Here is an 11,590-nt window from a genome sequence, read left to right as displayed (position 1 = left end):
CGGGGCGATCGAAGTGTGGAATGGGAGCCGATCCGGGGGCCGAGCGGCCCCCGGACCGTCGGGCCCCGCGAAGGGGGCCGGGTCAATTCAAGGCTCAGGCCTTGGGCTCGGCCGGGGCGTCGGCCGGGGCTTCGACCTTCGGGGCCTCGTCGGCCGGGGTGACGTCGGCCGGGGTGGCGTCGGCCGGGGCCGGGGTGGCGTCGGCCGGGGCGGCGTCGCCCGGGGTCGGGGTGACGGCCGGGGTGGTCTCGGCGGCGCCCGGGGTGGACGGGGCCGGCATCGGCGGCGGCGTCGGGGTCGGCGGGACCTCTTCGCTGTTGCAGCCGACGACGACGAGGCACAGGCTCAGCGCGGAGACCGGAAGCAGGCCCTTCAGGACGGCTTTCATCGTGATCGCTCCTAGGAGTGTGGGAGGAAACGGGGCGGGGCGTCTCATTCGACGCTCGGGCGCGTCAATGCGCCCGACCGCCGTCGGCGGGACGGACGGCGTCGCCACGTGTAATCCGGGACTCATTCTAGTGAGCCATCCGGGGGGGAGCAACGACCTACCCGACGAATGCCCCGAGACGCTCATTCCGGGGAGACTTCGGGTTGCGCCCAGCCGGGGCGCCCCGGATCCGCCCGCCCCGGCCCCCCGCGACGTCGCCGGCGCGTTCAAGATTGGGCCGGGCACGCCCGATAAACAGCGATGCGGTCGACGAGCCTCGCCTCCCTCAAGACCCACGCCTCCGGGCAGGAGTCCTCCCATGAACCAATCACCGGTCGCCCCCGCCGACGTCACGGCCGCCATGCCCGCCGTCGTCGACCTCATCCGATCCGTCTCCGAGCAGGCCCGGACCCGGCTGATCCACGCGGAGACTCTGCTCCTGGAGGAGCTCGCCCTGGACTCCCTCGACATGGTCCGCGTGATCATGCTCATGGAAGACCGCCACGGCGTCAGCATCGACCTCGACGAGGTGGCCGACATGCGGACCGCCGGCGACGTGGCCCGCAGCCTCGCTCGCGAATCCCGCGCCGCCGCCTGACGCCCGCGGGGGTCGGAACGGGCCCGCGAAAGAAAACCGGATTCCTGGAATCGCGCGCCTCCTCCCGCGGATCATCTCCGCGAAGGCGGAAGGCCGCCGGGCTCCTTGGCAATTCGGATCGCGGACGTGACCGACCCCGAGGGCCCGCGCGAGTCCCCGGGCGAAGCGAGAGCCGCGGAGGCCCGCGCCCGAATCACGCTCTTGGTATGAAGAAGCCGACGCCGAGCGCCTCCCCGTTGATGCGCCCCGTCGAAAGCATCGCGGAGGATAAGCCGACCCCCTCTCTCCCACGAGGGGGGGAGGGATTTCGGTCATCGCTCACCCTAGGGGGTTCGGCTGAGCACCCCCGTCAGAGGAAGGATCATGCCCACCCGTCTCCCGCGCGCCATGGACGGGTCGACGGCGAGGCCCCTCGTCTTCCCTGGAAGGTGAAGCGTTCTCGACGAACGAAGCCAGGATCGTTCGTCGCAATCCGGGATTCTAAAGGATCTTGTGTCTACAAGGCTGTTTGTCGCGCCGACGAACGAAGCCAACTTTCGGCCTGTCGGGATCGAGGGGATCGGCATTGACCGTCGGCGGGAGGGGAGGCATCATCCGGCCTCGGGGGCCGGTGTGCCCGGCGCGGGGGGAATGGCGGGCCGCCCAGGATCAGGCCGCCGACAGGGTCGAGGAGTGACCCGGCTATGCCCATCGCCCACGTCATCCTGGCCGCCACGACGCTGCTGGGGTGGTCGGACATCACCATCCAGGCCGCGCGAGGCGACCGGGGCTTCGCCGCCTCGCATCCCGGAGCGGTCGCCATCGACCGGCCCAGCGCCCGCACGCTGGAGACCCTCAAGCGGTTCGACCTCGAGAAGCGCTACCGCAAGGACCCCGAGCACGCCCTCCTCAGCCTGGAGAAGACGGCCCGCGCGCAGCCCTCGGCGGAACTCGTCTACGCCCTGGCCGAGCTGTCCTGGGTGGAAGGCTGCCGCAACGACCGCTGGCGCAAGGCCGTGGCCGTGGGGCGCTACCTGGACGCCGTGGCCTACTCGCACGACTACCTCTTCGACCCCGAGCTCGCCGAGGGTCGCGCCCCCGCCGACCCTCGCTACCGCCTGGCCTGCGAGATCTACAACGCCGGCCTGGAGCGCCTGATCCGGGCCGCCCAGGCGAAGGACCCCATCGACCCGCAGGGGAAGATCAAGCTCAAGGCCGGCGACCGCGAGCAGGAGCTGCAAGTCGTCGTCGAGAAGGGCTCCCCCTGGCAGGCGACCGACATCCACAAGCTCTTGCCGTGCAGCGACTACGAGGTCGGCGGCCTGGCCACTAGCCGGAACCAGTACGGCCTGGGCGTCCCCCTGATCGGCGTCCGGACCGGCGACCCCAAGTCCGAGGAGCGCCGCCCCGACGAGGCGTTCTACCCGGCCGAGATGGCCTTCCCGCTGACCGCCTTCCTCGTCCCCAACTCCCGGCTCCGGGATCCGGGCGAGGCCGTCGAGCAGGCCAGGCGCTGCACGCTCAGGCTGGTCGACCCCATCCTCTACCAGTTCGTCGGCCAGCCCCCCACCCAGATCGCGCTGGAGATCGACCTCACGACCCCCCTGGCGTACATGTGGTCGCAGACCGACCTGGATCGCTTCCGCTGGTCCGGCCTGATGAAGCCCGAGCAGTCTCTGGAGCGGGCCAACCTGCTGATGATCCGGCCTTATGAGCCGGGCAAGATCCCGGTGGTCATGGTCCACGGGCTCATCAGCAGCCCCCTCGCCTGGATCCCCATGCTGGACGAGCTGCAACGCGACCCCGCCATCCGGGACCGCTACCAGTTCCTCCTCTACATGTATCCCACCGGCGTCCCCCTGCCGATCGCCGCGGCGAACCTGCGGGAGGCCCTGGGCCGGGCGCGAGACCTCTACAACCCGGAGGGCCGCGACCCCGCCTTCGACCGGATGGTCCTCCTGGGGCACTCGATGGGGGGCCTCCTCAGCCACTGCATGACGGTCTCCAGCGGCGAGGAGCTGTGGCAACTGAACTCGGACCAGACCTTCGACGACATCCTCGGCCCGGCGGACGTCCTGGCCCAGCTCCGGCGGCTGCTGTTCTTCGAGCCGGTCCCGTCGGTCAAGCGGGTCGTCTTCCTGGCGACCCCGCACCGGGGGTCCGACCTGGGCAAGGGGGTGATCGGCCGGGTGAGCACCAGCCTGATCACCGACCCGGACTCGATCGCCCGGCTGCTGAGCCAGCTCGTGAAGGACAACCCGGACGCGTTCAACAAGCGGTTCCGGCGCTTCCCGACGAGCATCGAGACCCTGGCGACCGACTCGCCGATCCTCCTGGCGATCCTCGCCATGAAGCCGGCGTCCGACGTGGTCTTCCACTCGATCATCGGCTCCCTCCGGCCCGACGACCGCCGGCAGACCACCGACGGCGTCGTCCCCTACCGCAGCTCCCACCTGGAAGGGGTCGCCTCGGAGAAGATCGTCCGGTCCGACCACGGCGTCCAGAAGGACCCCCTGGCGATCCGAGAGGTGCGCAGGATCCTCCACGAGCACCTGGAGGCGAGCCCCGCCCCCCACGCGGCCGCCGCGGTCGGCGACGACGCGGGGCTCCTGGCCTCCCCTCGTTGAGACTCGCCGGATATTCTCGGTCGACGCCCGAAGACCCTGCGCAAGAACATCGGGCGGCGGCGAGTCGCCCGGCCTGTCACGGAGTCGAGGAGGACGAGAGATGCATCAGTTCGCGCGCGTGGTCTTGTTCGCGGCGGCGGGGTTGGCGATGGCGGGCGCGAGCCGCGCCCAGGAGCCGTTCCAGCCGACGGAGCAGCATCGGCACCTCGCCAAGGAGGTCGGCGCCTGGGACGCCGAGGTCAAGCTGTTCCTGGGCCCCGACAGCCCCCCCCAGATTTCTAAGGGGACGCAGGAGGCGGAACTGCTCCCCGGCGGCCTGTGGCTGGCGAGCAAGTTCGAGGGAACGATCGCCGGCAGGCCGTTCACCGGCCGGGGCCTCAGCGGCTACGACCCGGCCAAGAAGAAGTTCGTCGACGTCTGGGTGGACTCCACCGACCCCCACGTGACCCTGCTGGAAGGGGAGTACGACGCGGCGACCAAGACCGTCACCAGCCTGGGCAAGTCCACCGACCCGCGCACCGGCAGGCCGTACGACGTGAAGACGACGACGGTCCTGAAGGGGGACGACGAGCGGGTCTTCTCCTTCTACATGAAGAACGACGAGACCGGCGGCGAATACTACAAGCTCATGGAGATGACCTACACTCGCCGGGGCAAGTGAGGTCGACGGGGTAGGGGGGCGGGCGATTGACCGCCCCCGCCCTTCTGATACAGTAGTTCGCGGCCCGACGCGCGGGCCCGATCGCGCCTCCGCCGTCACGCGCCCACCGCGAGGCGGCGAGGCCCCGGGGCGGTCCTTCCGCTCGCCCGGCCCCGCGACATCCCTCGCGGGCGCGATCGCATCCCGATCGGCGGTGCCCGCCGGATCGTCGCGGCGAGATTGAGCGGAAAGGCCGGGCGCGTGGAGAGACTGCTGATCGGAGGCCTGATCGGGCTGCCCCTGGGGGCCCTGGGGGCCTGGGGAGCGTGGCTGGTCGCGGCGCGACGCCGCGACGAGGCCGCCCGGGGCCTGGCCGAGGGGATCCTCGACGAGGCCCGCCGCGAGGCCGACGCCCTGCGCCGCCAGGCCGAGCTGGACGCCCGCGAGGAGGCCCTGGCCCTTCGGCGGTCGCTCGAGGCCGAGGTCGAGGAGTCGCGCCGCGAGATCCGCGACCAGGAACGCCGCCTGGAGAAGCGCGGCGACCTGCTGGACGAACGCCTCGACCTCCTCAACAAGAAGGAGGCCGAGCTGAACGACGCCCGCCGCCAGCACGCCGGGCGCGAGTCGGAGGTCGCCGCGACCCGCCAGGAGCTGGCGCGCCTGGAGGCCCGCCGCATGGAGGAACTCCAGCGCGTGGGGGGGATGTCGGTCGAGGAGGCGCGGCGGCTGCTGCTGGAGCAGGTGGAGCGCGACCTCCGGGCCGAGGCCGGCGAGCGGATCATCCGCCACGAGGCCCAGGTCCGCGAGACCTGCCGCGAGCGGGCCCGCGAGATCCTGGCCGTCGCCATCCAGCGGTTCGCCGCCGGCCACACCGCCGAGGTCACCGTCAGCACCGTCGACATCCCCAACGACGAGATGAAGGGCCGGATCATCGGCCGCGAGGGCCGGAACATCCGGACCTTCGAGAAGGCCACCGGCGTCGACGTCATCGTCGACGACACCCCCGGCGTGGTGATCGTCACCGGCTTCGACAGCGTCCGGCGCGAGGTCGCCAAGCTCGCCCTGGAGCGGCTGATCCAGGACGGCCGGATCCACCCGGCGCGGATCGAGGAGATCGTCCAGGACGTGCGGGCGGAGATGGACCAGCACATCCGGACCCTCGGCCGCGACGCCGCCCGCGAGGCCGACGTCGACGGCCTCCACGAGAAGATCCTGGACTACCTCGGCAAGCTGAAGTTCCGCACCAGCTACTCCCAGAACGTCCTGCGGCACTCGATCGAGGTCGCCTTCCTCACCGGGATGATGGCCGAGGAGATCGGCCTCGACGGCGCGCTCGGCCGCCGCTGCGGGCTGCTGCACGACCTCGGCAAGGCCGCCGACCACGAGATGGAGGGGGGCCACCCGGCCGTCGGCGCCGAGCTGCTCCGCCGCCACGGCGAGGGCAAGGAGGTCACCCACGCGGCCCTGGGGCATCACGACGACCTGCGGGCCGACGCCCCGTACACCGTCCTGGTCGCCGCCGCCGACGCCGTCTCCGCCAGCCGCCCCGGCGCCCGCCGCGAGACCCTGGAGAAGTACGTCCGCCGCCTGGAGGAGCTGGAGTCCCTGGCCCTGGGATTCCCGGGCGTCGAGCAGGCCTACGCCATCCAGGCCGGCCGCGAGGTCCGCGTCATGGTGGACAGCCAGCAGCTCGACGACGCCTCCGCCGCCGCCCTCTGCCGCGAGGTCGCCCGCGCCATCCAGGCCCAGCTCACCTACCCGGGCGAGGTCAAGGTGACGGTCCTACGCGAGACCCGAAGCGTCGAGTACGCCCGCTGACGATGACCCCTCCGCCGGGAGCGACCCCGACTTGGCAACCCTCAAGATCCTCTTCATCGGCGACGTGGTCGGCGGCCCCGGGCGCAAGGTCGTCTCGCAGCTCCTCCCCAGGCTCATCCCGCGCTGGGGGATCGGCCTGGTGGTCTGCAACGCCGAGAACGCCGCCGGCGGCTCCGGCCTGACCCTCCGCTGCCACGAGGAGCTGGTCGACGCCGGGGTCGACGTCATGACCATGGGCGACCACGTCTACCGCAAGGACGAGATCCACCAGATCTTCGACCGGACCGACCGCGTGCTCCGGCCCGCCAACCTCCCCCCCGACGCCCCCGGCCCGGAACTCGCCCTGGTGCAGGCCCGCGACGGCACCTCGGCGGCGGTCTTCTCGGTGCTCGGCCGCACCTTCATGAAGCCCGTCGACTGCCCTTTCCGCGCCGCCGATCGGGTGCTCGGCCTGATCGGTTCGTCGGTCCCGGTCGTCCTGGTCGACGTCCACGCGGAGGCCACCAGCGACAAGCAGCTCCTCGGCCGCTACCTCGACGGCCGGGTCTCCGCCGTGCTCGGGACGCATACCCACGTCGCCACCGCGGACGAGCGGATCCTCTCCGGCGGCACGGCGTTCCAGTGCGACGTGGGGATGACCGGGCCGCACGACGGCATCCTCGGCCGCCGCTACGATCGCGTCCTCACGGCCACCCTCACCAGCGTCCCGACCCACTTCGACGTCGCCGTCCACGAGCCCCGGCTCAACGGGGCGCTGGTGAGCGTCGACCCGAGCAGCGGACGGGCGGTGTCGATCCACCGGGTGTCGATCGGCCCGGAGGACGCCCTGCGGGTCCTCAACGACTCGCCCGACCAGCCCGCGGACCCCTCCGCCCAGGAGTGATTCACCGGGCGGCCAGCCGGCGGGCCCGGTCCAGCCCCCGGGCGATCCCGGCGGCGGTCGCCCGGTCGTCGTCGAATCGCCGGCCTTCCAGGAACCGCCATCGCGCCCAGCGCTCGCCGACGAGGACGTCGGCCAGCTCCTCGAACGCCCCGGCCGCGGCCAGCTCGTCGGCCCCGATCGGGCGGGAGCGGCCGTAGGCGGCGAACGCCTCGGCGCGGAGGTCGTCGCCGTCGCCGCGCGGGAGCCATTCGCCGACCAGCCGCGCGAGGTCGGCCGCCGGGGCCTCCACGTCCATCGCGCCGAAGTCGACCAGGCCCGTCAGCGCGTCGGCCGTGAACAGGAAGTGGGCGGGGCGGGCGTCGCGGAGGCAGGGGTGGAGCGGGAGGACGAGCCGGGCCGCGGCCGCGGCCGTCGCCAGCACGCCGGGGGCCAGGCGACGCGCCAGGCCCAGCCACTCCCTCGCGTCCGCCGCGGCCGGATCGTCGGCGGCGGTCGAAAGCCGAGCGGCGAGGATGTCGAAGCCCCCCTCGATCAGCGACCGCAGCTCGTCGCGGCGGGCGGCCAGGCCGGGACTCGGGCCGACGCGGGCGTCGACCCGGGAGAGCCGCGAGTGCAGCGCGGCCAACCCCTCGAACCCGGCGCGGACGCGGGGGAGGGGGGGGATGCCGGCCGTCGGCTCGCCGGGGAGCCAGGGGGAGACCTCCCAGCGGACGCCCCCCGCCTCGATGGCGGTCGAGCCGTCGGACGCGGCGATCGGGCGGGCGACGAACGGCAGGTCGGCCGTCGCCCGCAGCCAGCCGTGGATCCGCTCGACCCGGCCGAGGGGAGTCCCCTCCGGCCAGGCGCGGAGCACGCGCGGGCCGTTCGGGGCGTCGTAGCGCCACAGGAGGGACCCGCTGAGCCCGCCGGCCGAGCCCAGGGGCGTCGGCGTCGCGATCGGGCGCTCGCCCGGCGGGTAGCGGCCGAGGACGTCGGCGGCGCTCACGCGACCGGCCCCACGTCGGCCGGCGTCTCGCTCGTCGTCCGGCCGAGGCTCCGGGCCTGGAGATCCAGCAAGGCCTGCTCGAACCGGCGGGAGGCCCGAGCGAGGGCGTCCCGGTCCCCCGCCTGCGAGGGGTTGAAGTCGGACAGGTCGACCGGCGGGCCGAAGACGACGCGGGATCGCGACCGTCGCCACAGCGCCGGGCCGACGTCGACGGTCTCGGGCGTCCCGGAGATGAACGCGGGGATCACCGGCGCCCCCGACCTCAGGGCCAGGAACGCGGCTCCGGAGCGGATCGGCCCGAGCGCGCGGCCCCCCTGGGGCGTGATCCGGCCCTCGGGGAAGATGGGGACGACCCGCCCTTCCTCCAGCGCCCGGAGCGCGGATCGCATCGCCCGGAGGTCGCGGCCGTCGCGTTCGACGGGGATGCAGCCGACCCGCACGCAGAAGCGATGGACGATCGGCATCTCGTACATGTTCCGGGCGATCACGAACCCCAGCACGCGCCGCGATCGAGACTGGATCAACAGGTGATCGATGCAGCAGGTGTGGTTGGCGATCAGGATCGCGGGGCCTTCGGCCGGGAGGGGCGCCCAGCCGTCGAATCCGAGCCGGTGCCAGAGCCGGCAGTAGGCGCGGGCCGCCCACCAGAGGGGGGCCAGGGCGGGGCCGATCTCGGCCCGCGTGCGAGGCCGGCCGGCGCGTCGGATCGCGGGGATCGCCAGCAGGGCGACGGCCGGGACGAGGAGGAGCCAGGCGGTCATGACGTCACGGTTGCGGCCTGAAGGGGAGGGGTCGAGGTTCGCGGCTTCCACCCCATCGGACCATCCCGGGCGGCGGCCGGTCAAGGGCGCGAGGCGCGTCAGGCGGGGCGACGCACGCGGCGGAGCGCGGCCGCGCCGAGCAGCCCGACCATCCAGACGGCGACGGTGGCCGGCTCGGGGACGGGGGCGGCGGCGAGGACCGGGGCCCCGCCAAGTCCATGCTCGGCGTGGAGGCCGCAGTCGCCGTCGCAGGCGAGGTGGAAGGCGACGCCCGAGTTGAACAGCTCGGCGCCCAGGCCCTGCGAGTCGGCCCCGTTCGCCATCGCCGACTTGATCAGGGCGACGGCGGAGGGGCTGAAGGTGGCGTCGCGGTCGGTCAGGAGGCTCCAGTCGGCCACGGCGGAGTCGATGTGGTCGCCGGTCTCGTCCGGGTGCGAGGCGACCCCCAGGGCGTGCATCAGCTCGTGGGCCACGTTGTGGGCCACGGCGGTCGCGAGCTGGTCGGGGGTCGAGGCGTACTTCAGGTTGTCGATGAAGCTGAAGCCGCTGTCGCCGACCTGGGTGATCCCGATCGCGGCGGGGTTGGGGCCGTAGTGGGCGCCGGAGACCACGCTCATCATGCGAGGGGCGGGGACGTTCGGGTCGGCCGTCAGCTCGACGTCGATCCCGCTGACGGTGAACGTCTGCTTGACCTGCGAGAGGACGTCCTGGACGAAGCCGGCCCGCTGGGCGTCCGAGGGCACCCCGCCGTAGACGGCGGAGGCGGCCGGGCTCATGTACCAGGGCTGGGGATCCCCGGTCATGATCGACGACTCGGCGTAGGGCTGGCCCCCGAGGTTGATGAACGCGTCGGCCTGATGGGTCGGGGCGGGCGCCCCGACGCTGAAGGCGACCGGGGCGGCGACCGTGGCCGGGGCGGCGACCGTGGCCGGGGCGACCGGGGTGGCGGGGACCGCCTGGAGCGGGACCGCCGTCGCGGGGGCCGGGGTGAACCAGTGGACCGGCAGGTTGGAGATCGTGGCCGACGAGGAATAGACGCTGCCGGCGCTATTGAGCTGGTTCGCGTACCACGCGGTCAGCGCGGCCTGCGACTCGAACCAGGAGACGGGGGCCGCGGAGACGGTCGACGCCAGAGCGATCCAGGCGACGATCCCACCAGCCAGCGTCCTGATCCGGGCCATGCCAACCTCCATGTCTTCTGCCGGGCCGTCTTCCTGATGGGCCCGTCGCCACCATCTCGGCTACATCGCCTGCTTGGCGTTCGATCCGCTCCGGCGTCGGCGGCCGGGAGATCGGGCGAAGCGACGGTCTAGGAGCAAGCCGCGCGCCCCGACCGGAATAAACGGCGAAATCCGCCCCGGCAACGACGACGTCGCGGGCGCAAGGCACGCCATGGAAGCTCCTTACGGGATGGAATATTTTTCCGCGACTTCCTCCTTGAGCGAGATGAGTGGTTCGATGGTGGCGGCCGGCCGATGGAGCTTTTTACAAGATCAGCGCAATAAGGAAAATCGGGCCGCGTGGCGAAACCGCTACCGCCGCGTCGGTCGCGGCGCCGTTTCGGGGGCGCGGGTCGAGAGGTTCCCCGGAGGGGCATTGCATTTGAGATGCCGCGGAGCGAGCCTTTCATCGGGGAATCGCGGCGTTCGAGACGCCGGCTCGCCGCGCGAAAACGCTCGGCTTCGACGGCCCGGCAACTGGGGTTGTTATGCTCAAGACGATTTTGCGCTGGGGGGCGGTCGTGGTCGTCCTGGCCGCCGTGGGGGTCGGCGCCTGGCTCTACCGCGAGGCCCAGGAGCGGGCCAAGCTGCCCGAGGGCATCATCTCGGGCAATGGCCGGATCGAGTCGGTGCAGGTGGACGTCTCGGCGAAGTATCCCGGGCGGGTGGAACGCATCTTCGCCCGCGAGGGAGACCTCGTCCGGCCCGGCCAGGTCCTCGCCCAGATGGACACCGACGAGCTGGAGGCCCAACTCGCCGCCGGCAAGGCCAAGATCGCCCAGGCCAAGGAGACGGAGAGCAAGATCAAGGCCGACATCGTCAGCCACGAGGCGGGCGCCCGCTTCCAGCGGCAGCAGTTCCGCCGCGACAGCGAGCTGTTCAGCCGCCGGTACATCTCGCGCGAGGAGATGGAGCAGACCAGGACCAAGATCGACGTCGCCGAGAGCCAGCTCGAGGCCGCGAAGGCCCAGCTCCTGGCGAACGAACGGGCGATCGAGGCGGCGACGGCCGACGTCCAGTACATCCAGGCCAAGATCGTCGATCACACGCTCGTCTCCCCCGTCACCGGCCGGGTCCTCTATCGGCTGGCCGAGGAGCGCGAGGTCCTGGCCGCGGGGGGCAAGGTCCTCACGCTCGTCAACCTGGACGACGTCTACATGGAGATCTTCCTCCCGTCCCTCCAGGCCGCGAGGATCGACATCGGGGCGGAGGCGCGGATCGTGCTGGACGCCCTCCCGCAATACGCCGCGCGGGCGCGGGTCACCTTCATCTCGCCCGAGGCCCAGTTCACCCCCAAGCAGGTCGAGACGCGCGCGGAGCGCGATAAGTTGATGTTCCGCGTCAAGCTGAGGGTGCCGCCGGAGCGTCTGCTCCCCTACGTCGAGAAGATCAAGTCCGGCGTGCGGGGCGTCGGCTACGTTAGGGTCGACCCGAACGTCCCCTGGCCCGAGAAGCTCGAACGCCGATTCCCCCCGCCGGCCGCGATCGGGATCAAGCCCCCCGACGAGAAGCCGGAGGCGAAGGAGGGCGCGGAGACGCCGAAGGCCGAGGAGCCGGACTTCACCACCAACCCCTGGCGAGGTTAGTCGCGCCGACGGCCGGCGAGGGCCGTCGCGACGCGGGCCGGGCGCCCGGCCCTCCACGATCACGGG

10 protein-coding genes are annotated in these 11,590 nt (G+C 72.3%); 6 read left to right on the top strand and 4 right to left on the bottom strand.

All coding sequences use genetic code 11. The features are described from left to right. Positions 1-94 precede the first annotated feature (94 nt). Positions 95-388, bottom strand: a complete 294-nt coding sequence (locus WG209_RS15195; protein WP_337175910.1) for a hypothetical protein — start codon at positions 386-388, stop codon at positions 95-97. A 358-nt stretch (positions 389-746) separates the two neighbouring features. On the opposite strand from WG209_RS15195, the gene WG209_RS15190 reads away from it, so the two are divergent. From WG209_RS15190 to WG209_RS15170, 5 genes are all read left to right on the top strand, one after another. Beyond that, positions 747-1,025: a phosphopantetheine-binding protein gene (locus tag WG209_RS15190; RefSeq protein WP_337175909.1), complete on the top strand. Its 279-nt coding sequence runs from the start codon at positions 747-749 to the stop codon at positions 1,023-1,025. Between the two features lie 683 nt (positions 1,026-1,708). Continuing rightward, positions 1,709-3,631 (top strand): hypothetical protein, encoded by a 1,923-nt coding sequence (locus tag WG209_RS15185; RefSeq protein ID WP_337175908.1) that lies wholly within the window; start codon positions 1,709-1,711, stop codon positions 3,629-3,631. A 100-nt stretch (positions 3,632-3,731) separates the two neighbouring features. Continuing rightward, positions 3,732-4,292, top strand: a complete 561-nt coding sequence (locus WG209_RS15180) for a DUF1579 domain-containing protein (protein ID WP_337175907.1) — start codon at positions 3,732-3,734, stop codon at positions 4,290-4,292. Positions 4,293-4,532: 240 nt separating this feature from the next. Further along, positions 4,533-6,089 carry a ribonuclease Y gene (gene rny, locus WG209_RS15175; RefSeq protein ID WP_337175906.1) on the top strand — a complete coding sequence of 519 codons (1,557 nt, stop codon included), beginning with the start codon at positions 4,533-4,535 and terminating at the stop codon, positions 6,087-6,089. Between the two features lie 31 nt (positions 6,090-6,120). Beyond that, positions 6,121-6,972 carry a TIGR00282 family metallophosphoesterase gene (locus tag WG209_RS15170; protein WP_337175905.1) on the top strand — a complete coding sequence of 284 codons (852 nt, stop codon included), beginning with the start codon at positions 6,121-6,123 and terminating at the stop codon, positions 6,970-6,972. A gap of 1 nt (position 6,973) precedes the next feature. Here WG209_RS15170 and WG209_RS15165 read toward each other — a convergent pair whose 3' ends face one another. The 3 genes from WG209_RS15165 to WG209_RS15155 are packed head-to-tail and all read right to left on the bottom strand — an operon-like array spanning position 6,974 to position 9,899. After that, positions 6,974-7,957: an aminoglycoside phosphotransferase family protein gene (locus WG209_RS15165; RefSeq protein ID WP_337175904.1), complete on the bottom strand. Its 984-nt coding sequence runs from the start codon at positions 7,955-7,957 to the stop codon at positions 6,974-6,976. After that, complete coding sequence (locus WG209_RS15160) at positions 7,954-8,769, bottom strand: lysophospholipid acyltransferase family protein (protein ID WP_337175903.1); 816 nt, start codon at positions 8,767-8,769, stop codon at positions 7,954-7,956. The genes WG209_RS15165 and WG209_RS15160 overlap by 4 nt, the downstream gene beginning before the upstream one ends. A gap of 47 nt (positions 8,770-8,816) precedes the next feature. Then, positions 8,817-9,899: a hypothetical protein gene (locus WG209_RS15155; RefSeq protein ID WP_337175902.1), complete on the bottom strand. Its 1,083-nt coding sequence runs from the start codon at positions 9,897-9,899 to the stop codon at positions 8,817-8,819. 527 nt (positions 9,900-10,426) lie between these two features. Here WG209_RS15155 and WG209_RS15150 point away from each other — a divergent pair. Then, positions 10,427-11,524 (top strand): HlyD family efflux transporter periplasmic adaptor subunit, encoded by a 1,098-nt coding sequence (locus WG209_RS15150; RefSeq protein WP_337175901.1) that lies wholly within the window; start codon positions 10,427-10,429, stop codon positions 11,522-11,524. Positions 11,525-11,590 lie beyond the last annotated feature (66 nt).

Source organism: Paludisphaera sp. (genome assembly GCF_037189885.1).
Lineage (GTDB): Bacteria > Planctomycetota > Planctomycetia > Isosphaerales > Isosphaeraceae > Paludisphaera.
This window is presented reverse-complemented; position numbering and strand designations above follow the sequence as displayed.